This is a genomic window from Pseudomonas tritici, from assembly GCF_014268275.3.
GTDB classification, from domain to species: Bacteria; Pseudomonadota; Gammaproteobacteria; order Pseudomonadales; family Pseudomonadaceae; genus Aquipseudomonas; species Aquipseudomonas tritici.
Genome location: NZ_CP077084.1, coordinates 4,145,934 through 4,164,771 on the forward strand (window position 1 = coordinate 4,145,934; position 18,838 = coordinate 4,164,771).

Annotated in this window: 16 protein-coding genes; 5 read left to right on the forward strand and 11 right to left on the reverse strand. The window is 60.0% G+C overall.

The window, feature by feature from the left end:
• Nucleotides 1–14: 14 nt before the first annotated feature.
• The 3 genes from HU722_RS18670 to HU722_RS18680 form a co-directional block, all read right to left on the reverse strand.
• The gene (locus HU722_RS18670; RefSeq protein WP_065890830.1) at nt 15–1,007 is read right to left on the reverse strand and encodes an ABC transporter permease; all 993 of its coding nucleotides are present in this window, start codon (nt 1,005–1,007) and stop codon (nt 15–17) included.
• Nucleotides 973–2,481 (reverse strand): sugar ABC transporter ATP-binding protein, encoded by a 1,509-nt coding sequence (locus tag HU722_RS18675; protein ID WP_065875977.1) that lies wholly within the window; start codon nt 2,479–2,481, stop codon nt 973–975. The genes HU722_RS18670 and HU722_RS18675 overlap by 35 nt, the downstream gene beginning before the upstream one ends.
• A gap of 62 nt (nt 2,482–2,543) precedes the next feature.
• Nucleotides 2,544–3,467: a substrate-binding domain-containing protein gene (locus HU722_RS18680; RefSeq protein ID WP_065890709.1), complete on the reverse strand. Its 924-nt coding sequence runs from the start codon at nt 3,465–3,467 to the stop codon at nt 2,544–2,546.
• A 318-nt stretch (nt 3,468–3,785) separates the two neighbouring features.
• On the opposite strand from HU722_RS18680, the gene HU722_RS18685 reads away from it, so the two are divergent.
• Nucleotides 3,786–4,463 carry a sterol desaturase family protein gene (locus HU722_RS18685; protein WP_065875975.1) on the forward strand — a complete coding sequence of 226 codons (678 nt, stop codon included), beginning with the start codon at nt 3,786–3,788 and terminating at the stop codon, nt 4,461–4,463.
• Nucleotides 4,460–5,557, forward strand: a complete 1,098-nt coding sequence (locus HU722_RS18690) for an SMP-30/gluconolactonase/LRE family protein (RefSeq protein ID WP_065890708.1) — start codon at nt 4,460–4,462, stop codon at nt 5,555–5,557. The genes HU722_RS18685 and HU722_RS18690 overlap by 4 nt, the downstream gene beginning before the upstream one ends.
• A gap of 60 nt (nt 5,558–5,617) precedes the next feature.
• Here the strand turns inward: HU722_RS18690 and HU722_RS18695 are convergent, their stop codons facing one another.
• The 4 genes from HU722_RS18695 to HU722_RS18710 all read right to left on the reverse strand — a co-directional run bounded on the left by HU722_RS18695 (nt 5,618) and on the right by HU722_RS18710 (nt 11,428).
• Nucleotides 5,618–7,129 carry a hypothetical protein gene (locus HU722_RS18695; protein WP_065890707.1) on the reverse strand — a complete coding sequence of 504 codons (1,512 nt, stop codon included), beginning with the start codon at nt 7,127–7,129 and terminating at the stop codon, nt 5,618–5,620.
• Nucleotides 7,130–7,241: 112 nt separating this feature from the next.
• Nucleotides 7,242–8,306: a lipocalin-like domain-containing protein gene (locus HU722_RS18700; protein WP_065945918.1), complete on the reverse strand. Its 1,065-nt coding sequence runs from the start codon at nt 8,304–8,306 to the stop codon at nt 7,242–7,244.
• Complete coding sequence (locus HU722_RS18705) at nt 8,296–10,758, reverse strand: ABC transporter permease (RefSeq protein ID WP_186754929.1); 2,463 nt, start codon at nt 10,756–10,758, stop codon at nt 8,296–8,298. Before HU722_RS18705 ends, HU722_RS18700 begins: the two co-directional genes overlap by 11 nt.
• Before the next feature lies 1 nt (nt 10,759).
• Nucleotides 10,760–11,428 carry an ABC transporter ATP-binding protein gene (locus HU722_RS18710; RefSeq protein WP_065890829.1) on the reverse strand — a complete coding sequence of 223 codons (669 nt, stop codon included), beginning with the start codon at nt 11,426–11,428 and terminating at the stop codon, nt 10,760–10,762.
• Nucleotides 11,429–11,702: 274 nt separating this feature from the next.
• On the opposite strand from HU722_RS18710, the gene pmrG reads away from it, so the two are divergent.
• Together pmrG and arnT are read left to right on the forward strand one after the other, a co-directional pair.
• Nucleotides 11,703–12,380: a lipopolysaccharide core heptose(II)-phosphate phosphatase PmrG gene (gene pmrG, locus HU722_RS18715; protein WP_065876019.1), complete on the forward strand. Its 678-nt coding sequence runs from the start codon at nt 11,703–11,705 to the stop codon at nt 12,378–12,380.
• Nucleotides 12,381–12,554: 174 nt separating this feature from the next.
• Nucleotides 12,555–14,210, forward strand: a complete 1,656-nt coding sequence (gene arnT / locus HU722_RS18720) for a lipid IV(A) 4-amino-4-deoxy-L-arabinosyltransferase (RefSeq protein ID WP_065890704.1) — start codon at nt 12,555–12,557, stop codon at nt 14,208–14,210.
• Nucleotides 14,211–14,266: 56 nt separating this feature from the next.
• Here the strand turns inward: arnT and HU722_RS18725 are convergent, their stop codons facing one another.
• From HU722_RS18725 to HU722_RS18735, 3 genes are all read right to left on the reverse strand, one after another.
• Entirely contained in the window at nt 14,267–14,980 is a 714-nt protein-coding gene (locus tag HU722_RS18725) for an AAA family ATPase (protein ID WP_065890703.1), read from the reverse strand.
• Nucleotides 14,980–15,288, reverse strand: a complete 309-nt coding sequence (locus tag HU722_RS18730) for a hypothetical protein (protein WP_065890702.1) — start codon at nt 15,286–15,288, stop codon at nt 14,980–14,982. Before HU722_RS18730 ends, HU722_RS18725 begins: the two co-directional genes overlap by 1 nt.
• 367 nt (nt 15,289–15,655) lie before the next feature.
• Complete coding sequence (locus HU722_RS18735) at nt 15,656–16,576, reverse strand: ATP-binding cassette domain-containing protein (protein WP_065875969.1); 921 nt, start codon at nt 16,574–16,576, stop codon at nt 15,656–15,658.
• 530 nt (nt 16,577–17,106) lie between these two features.
• Between HU722_RS18735 and HU722_RS18740 the strand changes: the two genes are divergently transcribed.
• Nucleotides 17,107–17,901, forward strand: a complete 795-nt coding sequence (locus tag HU722_RS18740) for a helix-turn-helix transcriptional regulator (RefSeq protein ID WP_065875968.1) — start codon at nt 17,107–17,109, stop codon at nt 17,899–17,901.
• A gap of 42 nt (nt 17,902–17,943) precedes the next feature.
• Here the strand turns inward: HU722_RS18740 and hpaA are convergent, their stop codons facing one another.
• A complete protein-coding gene (gene hpaA, locus HU722_RS18745) occupies nt 17,944–18,804 on the reverse strand; it encodes a 4-hydroxyphenylacetate catabolism regulatory protein HpaA (protein WP_065875967.1) in 861 nt (286 codons plus the stop codon).
• Nucleotides 18,805–18,838: the final 34 nt, after the last annotated feature.

The following is an 18,838-nucleotide window of genomic DNA, read 5'->3' on the forward strand; positions in this document are numbered from 1 at the left end:
TTCTTGTTAGGAGTTTATTTATGGCGCTGACGGCTGATAAAAATCGCCAGCAAAATGATCCCGCCCTTGATCACGCTTTGGACGTAGGGCGAAACGCCGAGCATGTTCAGGCCGTTGTTCAATACGCCGAGCAGCATGGCGCCGAGCAACGTGCCGACGATTACCCCACGCCCGCCGGCAATCGACGCGCCGCCAAGGACCACGGCAGCGATCGCATCGAGCTCGAACGACACGCCGGCATTCGGCTGGCCGCTCATCAAGCGTGAGGTCAGCACCAGCCCGGCAATCGCCGCCGTGAGGCCGCTGATGCCGTACACCAGCAACTTGAAGCGCGCGGCGCGCACGCCGGACAAACGCACCGCTTCTTCATTGCCGCCGATGGCGTAGATGTAGCGGCCGATGCGCGTGTGTTGCAGCAGCACATAGGCGGCGGCGTAGGTAATCAGCATGATCAGGATCGGCACTTCTATGCCGAACAGACTCTGGCGGCCGAAGAAGCCGAACCACTCCGGCAACCCGGAAATCGGGTAGCCGTCGGTGTACATCAGGCCCAGGCCACGGGCGATGCCCATGGTCGCCAGGGTGACGATGATCGGCGGCATGTGCAGGTAGGCCACGAACAGGCCGTTGCCAATGCCGAAGGCCACACCGATCAACATGCCCGCGCCAATCGCCAAACCTGGTGGCAGCCCCGCGACCATCAACCCGGCGGTAAGCGTGCCGGACAAGGCCATCACCGGCCCCACCGACAAATCGATGCCGCCAGTGAGAATCACGCAGGTCATGCCCACCGCGATAATCGCGTTGATCGACACCTGGCGGGCGATGTTCGACAGGTTGCTGGCGGTGAGGAACGTGTCGCTGGCGAGGATCATCACCAGGGTCACCACCACCAGCCCCACAAACGGATAAAACGCCGGCGAACGTACCAGCCGCGCCAGGTTCAGGCGCAGCCGGTTGCTGTCGCCGCTGCTAATGGACGTATTCACTTGAGCCCCCTGTTGCATGGCGCATGACCTCTTGAGGATTGACGGCAGACGCTTCGAGTACCTTGACGATGGCGCCCTTGTGGAACACTGCGACGCGGTCGCACATGCCGATGACTTCCGGCAATTCGGAGGAAATCATGATGATTGCGTAGCCCTGTTCGGTGAGGCTGCGCATCAGCGCGTAGATCTGCGCCTTGGCCCCCACGTCAATGCCACGGGTGGGTTCGTCGAACACCAGCACGTCGCAGTGGTGGTTGATCCAGCGGGCGATCACGACTTTCTGCTGGTTGCCGCCACTGAGGTTGAACACCCGGCTTTCGCTGCTCGGGGCTTTGATCGACAGCTGTTTCATCAGGCCTTCGACGCTCGCACATTCGCGGCTTTTGTCGATCAGGCCGGAGGCGTTCTGGTATTTGGGCAGGTTGTTCAGCGAGATGTTTTCGCGAATGCTGAAATCGGTGATCAGCCCTTCGCTCTTGCGGCTTTCCGGGAGCAGGCCGATCCCGTGGGCCAACGCTTGGGCCGGGTCATCGAGGGTGATTTTTTCACCGCGCAGCCACACCTCTTTGCTCACTGACGGCAGCGCGCCCATCATGCCCAGGGCCAGTTCGGTACGGCCGGAGCCGACCAAGCCGGCAAAGCCGAGAATTTCGCCCTTGTGCAATTGGAAGCTGTTGTGGGGGCCGTTGCGCACCAACTGGATGTCCTTGACCTCCAGCAACAGCGGGCCGCGTGCGGTGGTCGGTTTGGGCGGAAAACTGCATTCCAGGCGACGGCCTACCATCATCTCGACCAGGCGGTCGATGTCGCTGTCGGCCACATCGGTGACGCCGACATTGCCGCCGTCACGCAGCACGCTGATGCGGTCGCACACCTGGAAAATCTCTTCCAGGTGATGCGAGATAAAAATCACCGCCACGCCCTGGCGCTTGAGTTCGCGCATGATCTCGAACAACAGCTCGGCTTCGCTGGGCGTAAGGGTTGCGGTGGGTTCATCAAGCACCAGCAGGCGCGCATCCAGGGCCAGGGCCTTGGCGATTTCGACAAACTGCTGCTCGGCCACGCTCAGGTGCTTGACCGCGCATTGCAGGTCGATGGTCACGCCCAGGCGCTTGAACAAGGCCTCGCTGGCCTCGACCATCTCGCGCTTGCGCAGCAGGCCGAAGCGGTTGCTCAGCTCATGGCCGAGGAAGATGTTTTCCACCGCCGTGAGGTAGGGAATCAGGCTGAATTCCTGGAAAACGATACCGATACCGGCGGCAATCGCATCGCGATAGGTCGCGAACTGCTGCGCCTGGCCGTCGATCAGGATCTGGCCTTCGTCTTGATGCTCGACGCCGCCGAGGATCTTCATCAAGGTCGATTTGCCCGCGCCGTTTTCGCCGAGCAGGGCGTGGATTTCGCCGCGCTCGACTTGCAGGTTGATGGACTTGAGGGCTTGTACGCCCGGGTACCGCTTACAGATGTTTTCCAGCTTCAGAAGACTGCTCATGCCGCGACCTCGTATTCAGAAGGAAACCTTAAGCCCCACGGCTGGCGTGGGGCCTGGGCGATTTACCAGCTGAAATCCTTGGCTTTGGCCTGGTCGATCAGGGTGATGTCGACTGGAATGGTGGCCGGCACTTGCGAGCCCCACTTCTTCGCCAGGGCAATGCCCAGGGCGAGGCGGATCTGGTCGCGGGGGTATTGGGCCGAGGTTGCGATGAATTTGCTGCCGGGTTTCTGGATCGCCTTGATCGCCTCCGGCGCGCCGTCGACGCTGACCAGCTTCACGTCCAGGCCGCTGGCTTCGATGGCCGACAGAGCGCCGAGGGAGCCGTTGTCATTCACGCTGAAAATACCCTTGAGGGTGGGCTGGGCCTGCAGCATGTTCTCGGTGACGGTCAGTGCCTGGTCACGCTCCTGCTTGCCGTTCTGGATGCTGACAATCTTGATGTCCGGGTGCTTGGCCACCGCCTCTTTGCAACCGCGCACACGCTCCAGGATCGGCACCACGGCGATGCCATCTAGAATGGCGATATTGCCTTTGTTGCCAATGTTCTTGGCCAGGTATTCACAGGCCTGGAAGCCGGCGTCGAAGTTTTTCGAACCGACGAAAGAGTCGAGCGGGCCATCCGCCTGGGCGTCTACCGCGACAACCACCACACCGGCGGCGTGGGCAGATTTGACGGCCGACTGCACGCCCACCGAATCGGTGGGGTTGATCAGCAGGATATCGATGCCTTTTTGCAGCATGTCTTCGACGTCACTGACCTGCTTGGACACGTCATGGCGGGCGTCGGTGATGATCAATTTCGCGCCGATGGTTCCCCCGGCTTCTTCCAGGGCGTTTTTCATGGTGACGAAATAGGGGTTGTTGATTTCCTGGAAGGACGCGCCGATGCGGATCGGCTTGGCAGTGTCGGCAAACGCAGGGGAAGCGGTGCCGAGGGTGATGCTTACAGCCAATAAACACAGGGTTTTCGGAAGCATTTTCATGGCGTGGGTCTCTGTTTTGTTTTTATTTTTAGAGCAAATGTTATCGTTAACATTTTGCGAGAAACTAGCAAGGAAATTAGGCGTGTGCAAGCCCCCACTGGTCGGTCGGGGTGGGATAACACTCAAGAGCGAACTCGGATAAGTGTGGGAACTGGCTTGCCTGCGATGGGATCACCTTGGTCTGGCTGAAGGACCGAGGCGTCTGCATCGCAGGCAAGCCAGCTCCCACATTTGATTGGCCTTGCCTTCGAAAACTCGCACATTCCCCGCCACCAACTAAGCTCACGTTCTAACAATAAAAACACCGAGCTGCCCGCCATGGCCCACCCCACCGAGACCTTTCGCGCCCGCTACCGCGCCAACGTCGCGCGCCACTACAACCCCTGGCTTCATGCCAGTTTCGTGTTCGGCTACGGCGTTGCCTGCATCGGCCTGGCGTGGTCATCCACCGCCCATCTATCCGCATTGCAATGGCTGACCGTGCCCGTGACGCTGGTGTTCTTCAACCTCTGCATCTACCTGGTGCACCGCCACCTCGGCCACCATAAACATGCCTTGACTCGTTTGTTCTACGCGCGCCACACCGGTGATCACCACAGCTTCTTCACCCCCGGCCACATGACGTTCGACAGCCCCAGGGACTGGCGCGTCATCCTGTTCCCGGCCTGGCTGATCGTGTTGCACAGCCTGGCAATCACCTTGCCCGCCTGGTGGCTGCTTCAGCAACTGAGCCCCAACGTCGCCGGGCTGTTCGCCGGGTGCATGATCCTTGGGTATTTACTTTACGAAGTGTTTCACGCCTGCGAGCACTTGCCCGCCAACCACCCGGTGGCGCGCCTGCCGTGGATCCGCCAGATGCACCGGCTGCACGCCCTGCATCACCGCCGTGAGCTGATGCAGGGGCGTAATTTCAATATCGTGCTTCCCCTGATGGACTACCTGTTCGGCACCCTGCACTGGGAACCGACTCCCCACAACAACCAGGAATCCACATGAGTACCCGCCCAAGAAAACTGCGCCATCTGCTGTTTGTGCTGTTTCTGGCAGTGATCGCCTTTTTGCTGTTGATGCCGACCAGGGTGCAACCGGTGAATTGGACGCCGCCCAAGGCGCCCTCGATGAAAGACGGCCCCTACGCCGAGAACCAGCGCCTCAAGGGTGTGCAGAAAATCGGCGCCCAGGACATCACCGGGCCCGAGGCCTTGCTGCTGGATGCCCAGGGATTTTTGATCAGTGGCCTGCATGACGGACGCATCATCCGCACCTCGCCCGACAGCCGCAGCCTGGAAGTGCTGGCCAATACCGGCGGGCGCCCCCTGGGCATGGCGCTACACCCGGATGGTCGCCTGATCATTGCCGATGGGATCAAGGGGCTGCTTGCACTGGATGCCCAACGCCAACTCACCACCCTCAGCACCGGCGCCAATGACCTGCCGTTTGGCTTCACCGATGACGTTATCGTGGACGCCAGCGGACGTTATGCCTACTTCAGCGATGCATCGAGTCGTTGGGGTTACGGACAGGACGGTGAAGCGGTGATCGAGCATGGCGGTGATGGTCGGCTGCTGCGCTATGACTTCAGCAACGGCAACACCGATGTGCTACTGGACCAGCTGCAATTCGCCAACGGCGTGGCGTTGGGTCCGAATGAAAGCTATGTGCTGGTGAATGAGACCGGCGCCTATCGCATCAGCCGTTATTGGCTCAAAGGCGAACGAGCCGGCACCCATGATTTGTTCATCGACAACCTGCCCGGCCTGCCGGACAACCTCAGCTTCAACGGCAGGGACCGTTTCTGGGTGGCGCTGTACTCGCCGCGCAATCCACTGTTGGACAGCTTTGCCGGCTACCCCCTGCTGCGCAAGGTCATGGTAAGGGCGCTGCTGGTGGTGCCCAAACCCATCGAGCGCAAAGCTTTTGTGCTGGGGTTGGATACTGAGGGTAACGTCATCGCCAATCTGCAGGATGGCAGTGCTGGCAATTACTCGCCCATCACCACGGCCCGGGAGTATGGCAACTGGTTGTACCTGGGTTCGTTGAAAAGCACGAGCATGGCGCGCGTGCCATTGGCGCTGGCGTTGGCGCCCTGACGCAAAAAGGGCACACAGGCGCTCGGCCTGTATGCCCTCATTGCTTGCGGCTACACGCGTTTAGCTCTTGGTGCTGCTGAGCAAGGTTTGCTTGCACAGGTGACCAAAGCTGACGAACTCGGTGTTTTCACCGCCGACGCCAATGCCTGGGTATTCCAGCACCTCCATACGCCACACGCCGTAGTTGAAGTCGGTACGCCAGGTGTTGTTGTAGCCCTGGGAGTAATCGACAAAGGTGGTCTGGAAGTCACCGGCGCACGTGCCCACGTTGATCGTGCCACCGGCTTGGCCGGAGCTGTCGGTCGCCGCCGAATACGCCTTGTAGACGATATTGCCGGTGTCCGGGTTGATGTGCTGGTCGAGATAAACAATCGGGTGCAGCCCCACCAGTGGCGCGCCGGTGCTGTCGGACAGGTTCATTTTCCAGGTCAGGTTTCGATAAGCCTGGGTGGTCATGTAGCCGTAGCCCACATCAGACGCGGAATACGGGATGCGCAACACGTTGGCCTCGCCTTTCATATCCGGGTTGTCGACACGTGGGTTGGAACCAAAGGACAGGGTGTATTTACCCGTCGCGCTCCACGGCTCGTTCGGGTGCTGGTTCGGGCGCACCCGCACCTTGACCACACCGCCCACACCCGGACTCGGGATCGACGTCGAGACGATATTGGCACCTACGGTGACCCACTGGCTGCCATCGAAGCGCTCAAGGATCCATTTGCCACGGGTGCTGCCGCTGGCGGCATCGGCCGACAGGGCAATGCCCACGCTCTGGCCACGCACGGCGGTGAAGTCGAAGTAATCGACATCATCGAGGCTGTCGGCGTTGCCGCTGATGTAGTTCAGGGTGTCCGGCAGTTGAAAGGCCGTGTCCGGCGTGTCATTCGGTTCGAAGGCATCGATATTGGCATTGACCGCCACACCGAACTGGAAGCTCGAACCCGAGACAGCCGCATTGGCTTCCATGAACCAGTAGTAGTCACCCGCCGGCAATACGCCGCTGAGGCTTTCGTCACCGGTACCGGGGTTATTGGAAGTGCCCAGCGGGATCGGATTGCCTTGGCCATCGTCCTGGAACAGGGTCAAGGACATGTCGGTACCGGCTGTCTGGCCGACCAGCAGCGCATTGATCCGGGCCGTCTGCGGCAGGTTGAAGTGGTAGCACAGCAGGTCACCGGTTTGCACACCATTGACCGTGTACAACTCATTCACGTCCAGCGTGGTTTCACAGCCTTGGACCAGCGCCGCTTGCACGGCGGTGGCTGGCTGAGCGCCGGTTTTCTTGACCTGGGTTACCGGGGCAGGTGCGCTGTGGTCTTCCACCACCGAGTCGGCCTTGGCCTTCGCGGCGAACACCGGCTTTTTCAGTTGGGCGCCTGCGTTCAGTTGCTTTTTCAGCGCCGCCGAAGCCTTGGTGGCCGGGACTTTGCCAGCGGCTTTCAGGCTTTGCTTGATGTCAGGTTTAACGGCTTGCGCAGCGAGGTGAGGGTATTGCTCGGCCAGGGCAAAGGCCGAAACGAAGCAGGAGGCCGCCATGGCCGCGCCCAACATAAAGGCTTTTTTCGATTTCATTTTTTATCCATCCATAGTTAAAAAGTGAAGCTCAGGTGACATCCGGTCACCTGGGATGGAATCTAGCCAACAACTGTATGCATGTCCAGTATTTTTGCAGGGATCTTTTCGCCTAATACCCCGTCATCTCCAGATACCCCACCCCACCGTCAAACTGTACCGGCCCTTCCCAGTACGGAATACTCAGGTTCATCCAGGCGTTTGGGTTGACGGCCTGGGGGGTGATATCCAGCTGTTTTCCAGGAATTTTCAGCGACCAGCGTGTGGGAATCTTGCGGCCGTCAATGTCGGTGGTTTCCAGCGGTTTCAGCTCGATATCCGCGTTGTGCAGGGTTTGCGTACGCCCCTCGTGATCAATCCAAGTGCCGGTCATATACGACGCGCCATCGGTTTGTCGCACGCGGAACAGCATCAACTGCTCGCCCCGGTCCAGGTGCAGGGAGAACCAGTCCCAGCCGGTCTGGTTGGCGGTCAGCGGTTGGCTGCTCCACTCGCGGTCGAGCCAAGCCGGGCCAGTGACTTGGTACGCCTTGCCGTCGATGCTGACGCTGCCCTTGGCGCTGAAAAACGGCTGGCTGTAGTAGTACGACGCCTGGCCCTGGTCGGATTTGCGGCTGTAGCCGCCCTCGCCCTGCAGCACCAACGGGCGGCTGGAAGTGAGGTGCAAGTCATAGGCGAATTGCGCGCCGTTGGCCTTGAGCTGCATGTCCGCCAACGCGCTCGCGGCACCGGGGCGGGTGGCGAAACTCCAGTCGTCAATCCAGGCGCAGAACGGCACCGCCTGGACGCCGGCCTGGCCGACCCCACCTCGGGCGTAGCGCTCCGCAGCATAGTGGTGGGTGGCGGAAGTGACAGCGGCGTGCCCAAGCCAAATGGTCGAGTCGTGCCAGCCCGCTTGCGTCGGCCCTGCCTTGAGGGCATTGCGAAACAACGTCCATTGCACGCCGAATAGATTGCCTTGTTCATCCTTGAGGTTGGCGGTGACGTACCACCACTCAATGCGAAAGCCTGCGTGCGGGCCGTGGTCCTCGGGAAAGCTGAAGACCTTGCCGGGCACCACCTGGGCAAAATCCGCCGCGTCACTGCCCAACCCGGCAAAGCTCTCTTGCGGCTCTGGGACTTTGTCGCAAGCGCCCAGTAACAATAAAAACGCCCACAACAGGCACTTAATCTTCATTGGCAAACGTCCTCAACAAATCCGCAGGACGGCTGCGGTATAACTGCCACAACGGCCAGGCCGAGGCCAGCAAGGTCGCGAGCATCGCCAACCCGAGCAATTGAGCGAGCTGCCACGGGAACACCTGCAACGGCAGGCGCCAACCAAAGGCCTGCACATTGATCACGGCGTCCAGGCACCAGGCCAACAGCAGGCCAAGCGGCAACGCCAGCACCAGCGTGAGTACCGCCAACAGCCAAGTCTGGCCCAAGTTGAGCAGCATCAATTGCCGGCGCGTGACACCCAATGCCCACAGCGGTGCAAGTTGGCCAAGGCGGCTCTGGCTCTGGGTCAACAGGCTGATAAACAGCGCGACACCGGCCACACCCAACGTCAGGCTGTTCAACGCGGCAGTGGCGGCGAACGTACGTTCGAACACTTGGCTCGACCAGCCCTTGAGTTGCTGTTGGTCGACGATGCGACTGTCTTCCAGGGCAAAGGCGCGTTGCACCTCACGCACCAGCGGCGCCACGTCCGACGGTGAAACCCGCAGGTTGAAACGCGCCGGTGACAGCGTCGGCCAGTGGGCCAACAGGTGCTGGGCATTGACCAGCACGTGGCCCTTGGGGTTGCCGTAATCGGCGTAGATCCCCACCAGTTTGGGCGCCCACACGCCGTGTGGCGTGGGGATGCTCACGCTATCACCGAGCTGCACACCGAGCCTGCGCGCGAGTTGCTCGCTGAGCATCAAGGTGTCGCCTTGCTGCAACTGGTCCCACGGTTCATTCGTCGCCTCAAGCAACGGCCAGTGCTGGCGATAGGTCGGGTCGTCGACCACGCCAAACAGGTCCGCTGGCCAGCCCTGCAATTGCACCGCGACCTGCCAGGTGGGCAGCACCGTTTTTACCAACGGTTGTTGCGCCAGCCAATGACTGAGCTGCTGCGCCTGCGCCGGGTTTTGCGGGTTGAGGTACAGCTCGGCGGTGAGACGCTGCTCCAGCCAGTTATTGAATGTGTGACGAAAACCCGAGGTCATGGAACCCGCGCCAATATTCGCGGCCAGGGCCAATAGCAAAGCCATCAGCGCAAGGCTCAACGCCGGCAACTGCTGGCGGCAGTCCGCCAGAAACCATTGGCCGAGCACCGAACGGCTGCGCCCCAACACGGCTTTGAGCAGGCCATTGAGCACCACCGGCAAACCGAGGGCAGCGCCAAGCAACAAGGCGGCCATCAGCACAAAGCCGGCGGCCAGGCTATTGCCCAACCACAGCGCCAGCACCGCGATCAGCAGCGCAGCACTGGCCACCCAACCTTGACGGCGCAACCAGCGTCCATGCGCCTCATGCCAGGCCTGGGCGTTGGCCAGCGCCAGCAAGGGCAAGCGCGCCGCCCGCCATAAGCTGCTGGCGCCAGCGAGCAACGCGCCGAACAAGCTCAAGCCCAATCCCGCGCCCCACCACCACGGGCTCAGGCTTAACTGCCCCGCCACCTCGGCGCCATACAAGCCACGCAGGCTGGCCGCCACATCCGGCAGCAACAGACTGGCCAACAGGTAGCCGCTCGCCACGCCAAGCACGCCACCCAACAATGACAACACGCCCAGTTCGACACTCAGGCTGACGATCAACATCCGCACGCTGACCCCGCAGGCACGCAAGGTGCGCAACAGCCCGCGCCGCTGCTCCAGGGCCAGGCCGATGGCGGCGTGCACAATAAACAGCCCCACCACAAACGACAGGAAGCCCAGCGCATCGAGGTTCAGGTGAAAGCTATCGGTGAGGCGCGTGAGGTTGTTGTCCTCGCCCTGCTTGAGTTGCAATCCGGCGGGCGGCGTGGGGTGGCCGGCGGCAAAAGCCTTGTCCACCAGCAGGCGCGACAGGCGCTCGGGCAGCTCCAGCACAGGTTGGGCAAAACCAATATCGGTGAGCAACACGCCGGGCGCCATATCCGGTTGGGCTTGCAGCGGCGGCAGTGTATGGCCGCTCAGGGTAGTCGGCTGCTGGCCTTCGTGCAGCCCCAGGACCTGCAAGGTCTGCGGCGCGATCCACGTGCGCCCCGGCGGTTCGAAAAACGCCAGCATCTGCGCCTGGCTCAAGCGCTGACCCGCCACCGCGCCACTGCCGGGCAACGACACCGGGTCGATGCCCATCAACTGCAAGCGAACATCCTCCAGCCCCTTGAGCTGCACGCGCCCCTGCACCACCGGCGACACCGGCCAACCGGCACGACGCAGTTGGGCAAACACCGCCTGTGGGAAAGCGGCCTCGTCCGGCGCACTGAGGCTGGCCTGCGGCTCACCCCCGATCAATTGGCTGGCGCGGGCGTAGCTGTCGCGCGCCTGGCTGTTGAGCGCTTGCACGCCAATCAACAGCGCGGTGGCCAGCCACAGGCCGGTGAGCACGCTGAAGAACTGCACGGGATGCCGCCGCCAGTGGCTGAGCAGCGCGCGTAATGTCCAATAAAACACCGCCATCTCAAGCAGCGCCTGCCGGTACGACACGGCCGCGGTGCAGCACCACCTGCCGGTCCAGCCGTGCGGCAATGCGCGGGCTGTGGGTGACCATCAACAGGCTGGTGGGGCTGTCGCGCAGCAAATCGAGCAGCAGTTGCAGGACTTCATCGCTGGTGGCTTCGTCAAGGTTGCCGGTGGGTTCATCGGCCAACAACAGGCCCGGTCGTGACGCCAAAGCCCGCCCCACCGCGACCCGTTGCTGCTGACCACCGGAGAGTTGTTCCGGGTAGCGCTTGAGCAGATCACCCAGGCCCAGGCGTTCCACCAGTTGCGCCTGCCACTGGGGGTCAAACCGCCCCGCCAGCCGCGCCTGGAACGCCAGGTTGTCCTCGACCCGCAAGCTGCCGATCAGGTTGAACTGCTGGAATACCAGGCCGATTTGCGTACGCCGCCAATGCGCCAGTTGCGCCTCGCTGAGCTGATCGAGGTGCTGCTCACCCACCTGGATACTGCCGCCATCCACCCGATCCAGCCCGGCCACCAGGTGTAACAGGGTGCTCTTGCCGCTGCCCGATTCGCCCATCAACGCCAGGCTGCTGCGCTCGGCCAGGAGCAGATCGACGCCGGCCAACACCGCTAACGAACCCTGGGGGGTGGCATAGCTTTTAAACACTCCTTGCACCTGCAACATGGCAACACTCGTTTGATGGGCGGCAATCGAGAATAACGGCTGCTGCTCCCAACCACGCAAATTTTTCACATTGATTTCACCGGCTGCCCACTCACTGCACTTTAAATTGCCGGCCATGGGTCATTCGTCGGCAACTTGTTAGTTGCCACGCCTGACAACTTTTAACCACAACATGTTCAGCGAAAAGACAGCCCGCCTGTGACAGCCTCTGGCACCACTACGGGCATCCGCCAACACGTTGCGATCAACTAACACGACACTGCCAACAATGCCCATGGTGAATGAAGTGGTTGACCTTACCCTGACCAAACCGCGCTCGCGCCGAGCCTTGAGCAAGCGCCTGCGACCGCTATGGTTGGGGCTATTCGTGGTCGGCCTGCTGGTCGCCGGCAACCTGCTCTGGCACGCCTCGCCACGCGACCTGGGCGTCAGTGATCGCCTGCTGACTTCCCACGTGCTGCCCCTCTGGCGCGACGGTGACCTGATCGTACTGGTGCGCCACGAAGAGCGCTGCGACCGCTCGGCCAACCCTTGCCTGGGCCCCGTGGAAGGCTTGACGATCAACGGTAGCCAGCAGGCGGAAACCCTGGGCAACGCCTTTAAAACACTGGGCATGGAGGGCAGCGACGTACTGGCCAGCCCCGCGATCCGCACGGCTCAGACGCTGCGCTTCATGTTTGGCAAAAACGAAGTGACCTCCGGCCAGCAAGCCGTCTGCGGCGCGGCCATGGGTGAAGAGCTGCTCAGCCACAAAACCCCGGGACGCAACTTGGTTTTCGTCACCCACAGCGGCTGCATTGCCGACTTCGAAGCCACCCTCGGCTTTCCCCACGCCACGTTCCCCCAGTACGGCAGTGCGCTGTTCGTACAGGTATTGCCCCACGGCAAATTCAAGACCTTGGGCATCGTCAACAATCCCGACTGGCCCGCCGCTCTTAAACAACTCTATTAACTCACCCTTCGGCCTGTTCAGCAAAAAGACAGCCCTGTTCTGGCATGTTTAGTTGCGCCTTTTAATTAAGGACGTCATGACTATTTCCCGCAATTCAGTGAATGCTGTGACTATTCCCGTTATTAGTTCATTACTTCAAACGTCCGCCACTAAACGTCAAGGAGCGACGTTTTCATGAATCGATTAAAACCCCTGCCGGTAGTGTTGCTGGCGTTTGTCGCGTTTTACCTGTTGCCCCTGGGCCTGCACGGCTTGTGGACCCCGGACGAAACCCGTTACGCCCAGATCAGCCAGGAGATGCTGCAAAGCGGCAACTGGTTGGCGCCGCACTTCATGGGTATCCGCTATTTCGAAAAACCCGCCGGCGGCTACTGGTTGATCGCCCTGGGCCAGGCAGTGTTTGGCCAAAACCTGTTCGGTGTGCGCATCGCCTCAGCCGTGACCAGCGGCCTGAGCGTGCTGCTTGCCTACCTGATTGCCCGCCGTCTGTGGAATGATCCGCGCAAAAGTTTCGCCTGCGCCCTGCTCTACCTGAGTTTCGGGCTGGTGGCCGGGCAAGCGGGCTACTCCAACCTCGATCCGCAATTCACCTTGTGGGTCAACCTGAGCCTGGTCGCCCTGTGGTTTGCACTTGAAAGCGCCACGACGCGTGCTCGCCTATGCGCCTGGGGCGTGCTGGGCCTGGCCTGCGGCCTGGGTTTCCTGACCAAAGGCTTCCTGGCCTGGGCCCTGCCGGTGTTGATTGCCGTGCCCTACATGCTCTGGCAACGCCGGCTGGGCGAGTTGCTGCGCTATGGCCCGCTGGCCATGGCGGTTGCGGTGTTGGTGTGCCTGCCGTGGGCGCTGGCGATCCACCTTCAGGAACCCGACTTCTGGCGCTTCTTTTTCTGGAATGAACACATCCGCCGCTTCAGCGCCGACAACGCGCAACACGTGCGCCCGTGGTGGTTCTTTCTGCCGATCATCGCGGTGTCTTGCCTGCCGTGGGCAGGTCTGCTGCCCGCCACCCTGCGCAAGACCTGGCAGGAAAAGCGCCAGCCGGCGATCACCTTCCTGGCCCTGTGGTTGCTGCTGCCGCTGGGCTTCTTCAGCCTGAGCAACGGCAAGCTGCCGACTTATATCATGCCGTGCCTGCTGCCCCTGGCATTGCTGATGGGGCATACCCTGGTCGACCTGATCCGCACCGGCCGCGCCCGCACAATCTGCCTCAATGGCCTGCTCAACTTCGTGATCGGCATGGTCGCCATGATCGGCTTGATCTATCTGCAGATCGCTCGGCCGCTGTACAGCAACAGCCACGCCGAGATGTTCAGCCTGTCCCTGGCTTTTATCGTGTTACTGGTGTGGATCCTCGCCAACTTGTTGCAAGCGTTTCGCCCGCTGACGTTGTGGGCAATGCCGGTGCTGGGCATCGGCCTGCTGGTGACCCTGCTGCCAGCGAGCATGCCGGCGTGGATCGCAGATAACGAAATGCCCGACCAGTTCGTGCTCGAACACCTTGAAGAACTGCAGCAGACCAACGCGCTGTTGAGCAATGAACTGAGCAATGCCAGCGCCCTGGCCTGGCGCCTGAAACGCCCGGAAGTGGCGCTGTATGACACCGAAGGCGAACTGCGCTACGGCTTGCAATACGCGGGGTCGGTACATCGCAAAGTCGAATTGGAGGAGGTACAAACCTGGCTCAAGGACGCGCGCCAGCACGGCTCGGTAGGCGTGCTGATGCGGGTCAACAGCACCAGTGAAATGCGCGAAGCGGGGCAACTGCCGCCTGGGGGCAAACGCTACTACAAGGGTTGCCTGGAACTGATCATCTACCCGAAATCGGCCTGAGGGCGGCATTCTGGATAACTGAACGCGGTGATCCTGCTGCTGTTACTGGGCGTGGTCTATCCCTTTGGCAGGCTGGCGGCATGGGTAAATGCCTCATCCAGGCTGTTACCACCGTACGTGCTCATGAAGCTTTGCGCGTCAGTGAAACGGTTGAATCGCCGCTGGCTAAGCATGTAAAAGTCATCGCAATGCGTGACGATCTCATCGACGTTGTGCGATGAAACCAACACCGCGACACCTTCCGCCGCCGCCCCCTCCAGGCATCGCCAAATGTGATAACGAAACTCAGGGTCTACACCCGCCGTGGGTTCGTCCAGTATCACCAGGTCCGCGTTGGCGCAGAGCAATGACAAAGTGAAAAACCAACGCTTTTCTCCGTAGCTACAGAGGGAGGATTTTTTGTTCCAAATGTCGCAATACCTTTCTGCAATGCCGGGGCTCCACTTTCCGATCCTCTCCAAAGCGTGTTGTTGAGTGACCTGTGTTTCAGAGCAAAAGAGCATGGTCATTTTGAAGATGTCGAACATGCGAAACACAGGGGGTGTGTTGATGATTTGCGACAGATAAAGCAGTTTGGAAAAAGAGTTGTTTATCTCACCGCCCGCTATCTTCTTCAGGCCACAAATCACATCGAAAAACGTGGTTTTTCCGGAGCCATTGGGTCCTAACAACCCTGAAATTGAACCCGCCTCAATTGTCAGAGTCGCATGCTGCAACAAAATGTGAGAGGCATACCTGACGTCAAGAGCGTTTACGATAAGCCGTTTCATCAATAACGACTCCATACGGGGTTAATACGTAAAAAGCGAAACATCAAAAAGAACGAAACTACCAACAACACGACAACCAGTAGAACAACCAACCAACACTCCGCCACCCCGACTAACATAACCTTGTTTGCCCACCCCATCGGATTAAAAAACTGACAATGACAAAGGCTGGACTGGAAGAACCAGAACTCATAATCCCAAGCGCCAGCATCGCCAACGACAACATGGAAAAGACAGTACTCGCATTCTGGAAGCCCAGCGGCACCAGCGTCAGCAATAGCGAAGGTATGGAAAAAATAAGAAAACATATATAAAACCGCGTAACCACAACCAAGTATTCAGCGCAATTAAAAACGCCAAAAGAATAGCGTGTGAGCACATAGAAAACAGTGCAATACAGTACGGCGACAACCGAATACGCGAGAAACTGCCCAATAAGAAAGATAATTCTTGTTCGGCCCGTATAAACGAATGATCGCAGAAAGCCACTTTCCCTCCGACCCACTATGTAAAACGCCAGACCAAATAGCGCCACACTTGACGCTACAAACGCGTAAAACCAGGAAGCGCCAACTCAGATATTTTTTGTAGGATGAGGATTATTCCTACAAGCATGCATAAAACAATCCGACAAATGGCACAACTCATATCGCGCGCCCGAACAGATATGCAACCCTAACTTGACTCCGCTTCGTCGTTTAGTAGCGAGCTAGTCTTGTGGACTGGCAATCCCCTCACCTGCGCCTGCACGGCCCGCCCCTCGGCCCGATTGCGAATAAACCCAGCCCGAGTGAACCGTTCCAGAAACGGCACCGGCAACGCTTTGTCAGGGGTTATCGCAGAATGCTCGGCCACATCCCCAAACAAGGTGTAAGCCGCACTCGGCAAGTGCCGGGTGTTGAGGTCGCTGGTCAGCCGCCCTTCCTGCAATACGATCGCGCGGTTGGTGACCCGTTGCAGGTCGGACAGGCGCTGGGATATGTAGAGGATGGCCACGCCTTGTGCGCGCTGGCTGTCGATCAGGCCAAGCAGGCGTTCGGTGTCGGGTTCCGGCAAGGCCGCGGTGGGTTCGTCGAGGATCAGGAGCCTGGGTTGCAGGGCAAAAGCGCGGGCCAGTACCAGCAGTTGGCGATCCGCCTGGCCGAGGCGTTCGACCGGGTATTGCAGCGGCAGGTCCAGGCCCAGGCCGGCAGCGATGGCTTCGGCGCGTTGTAACAGGCTCTTGCGGTTGAGCAGAAAATCCACGTCAGGCTGCCCCAACTCATCGAGCAACAGGTTCTCAGCCACGCTCAGGCCAGGGGCGATGGCGTCGTCGGGCTGTTGGTGCACGGCCACAATGCCGACTCGGCGTGCCGACAAGGGCGAGGTAAAGCGTTGGCGTTGCCCATCCACCCACAGTTCGCCAGCATCCGGCGCCAGGATGCCGCTGAGGATGTTGACCAGGGTAGATTTTCCCGCCCCCGCAGCGCCGAGCAGCGCCACGCCCTCCCCCGGGTAGATATCCAGGTTGATCTGATCCAGTGCCCATTGGGCGCCAAAGCGCTTGCACAGGCCAAGCAGGCGGACCAGCGGCTCGGGGGCAACGGGGTTGCTCATGGCTAATCTCTAAGGCGGAACAATGACTCATTGCAACGCGCCAGAGCGCTGATTTATGCAAAACAACAATGAGTTAGGCACCAAATTAAATGCATTACCTCATGAACAATCCAATAGCTGAATCGCATAGCAAAAATATTTTGAGTTATAAGGCCATTGTCAGCAGCTCGTTGAGCGCTTGGCTGACGGCGATCCGCTGAAACGATTAAAGAGTTGTAGGACATTGGCTATGTTTGGCCGCTATTGGATTTCATGGTCGCCTAAAAATAGTAATTATTGCTTAATTATCAACAAGTTAACGAAAATCAAAAAAACCTTTGGTTTTTTGCATCCGGAATTGCCTCTCAGAAACGTCGAATTAATGACGTTGTTTTTATGGCACTTTGTGTCCATCGTTTCTGCTACATGCGTAGGACGAATCCCCTAGCTAACTACAATTTCGAGTACCAACTCTGGTGTGTGAGCCACGGATCGCCCCGCAGAGGCCAGAGAATTTGCAGACGGTTTTCGACATCAAGGATGAGATGGCAATGAGCTTGACCCGCACTATTGCGAACACCCAAAGCCCGAATTTCTATGCCGAAATGGGCGAGTTGATTGCCAACAGTGGGCACGCCGACTTCGCCGCGCACATGCTGCACTTGGTGGACAAATGGGTACCGATCCACCTGGTGGACCTCAGCGAATGGACCCTCGACGAGCTACGCGACCGCGTGCTCGATATCACGTTGCTCGGCAGCGCTGGCCAGACGCAGGACCTGCCGCCGCCCCAGCCGCTGAACTCCATGGACGACCACCCGTTGCTGCGGGAAATGCTCGGCATGCAGGACCCGCTGCTGATCCAGCTAAAGGCCAAGGCCAAAAGCGCGTACCCACGCGGCACCTCGCACCAGTGCAACCTGGTGTCGCGCCAGGGCAAACGGCGCTGTGTGATTTCGTTTTATCGCCCGCCCAACCAGCGCGGGTTCTCCCTGGCCGAGTTGTCGTTTCTCAAGTGCCTGTCGGACACCCTGCTGCCACTTATCGAGTTCCATGCGCAGAGCCTGCGCCAGGCACCGCACGCCGAAGTCGAACCGGCCCACACGTTGCTGGAACAATCGCAATTGCAGCGTGAGTTCTACAAGCGCCTGTCCCTCGGCGACATCACCCTCTCGGCACGCGAGCAGGAGGTGTGCCTCGGTCTACTGACGGGCGGCACCGTGCCGCAGATGGCGGAAAAACTCAGCGTGAAGAACAGCTCCATCGAAACCTACCTCAAGCGCGCTGCTGCGAAGTTGGGCGTCAGTGGGCGACATGGTTTGGCCAAATGGATGATCGGTGTTTGATGAATAAATTGAGCGCATTCGCGAGGGTAGGCGCCTGAAGTGTCAGCGCAAACCCGACTGTCGCAGCCGATACTCTCCCGGCGTCAGCTGCGCATAACGAAGGAAAAACCGGCTGAAATACGCCGGGTCCTTGAAACCCAACTGGTAGCAGATTTCGTTCGCGGAGCTGCCGGTAAACAGCAGTAGGCGCTTGGCTTCCTGCATCACGCGTTCCAGGATCAGGCGCTTGGACGGTAGATCAGCCAGGCGTCGACAGACTTCATTCAGGCGTGCCTCGGTCACGCCAATCCCCTCGGCATACCGCACCAGCGGCCAGTGCTCCAGATAGTGGGCCTCGATCAATTCGTTGAAGCGATGGAAGATGCGCAGGTCCTCATGGCGGGTCGGGCGCGCGGGTAACGAGTGCGCGCACAGGCGCAGCAAGCGAATCATGATCAGCCGCGTGAGGCTCTCCAGCGCAGCGGCGCGCCCTGCCCGTTCAGCGTTGATCTCATCGTTCAAGTCTTCAAACAGTTGATCCAGGCCGTGGTCACCCGCCGTCAGCGCCACACAGGCTGCGCCAGAGGCAAGGCTGGGGTCGGCGTCAATCACTCCCCACACAAGTTGCTGGCGCACGGTCAGCACATGTCCGTCGGCATCCGCTTCGGTAACAAAAGCGTGCGGCACCGTGGGCGGAGTGAGGAAAAACATCGGCCCGGACTCCACGTACTGGCGGTCATCCAGATACACCCGCACCGCACCGCTCTTCACGTAATGCACCTGGAAAAAACGGTCATGCCGATGCACGGGCATGTTGCGCCCGAAAAAACCCGCCAGGTTGCCGAGCTTGTCGTAATGCACCTCGGCATCGCTGTAACGCTGGTCGTAGACCTGCCCGATGTTGATGTTGGGAATCGGCTGCACGTTGTCACCTGGTTCTTGTTTGAGTGCCGTTGGA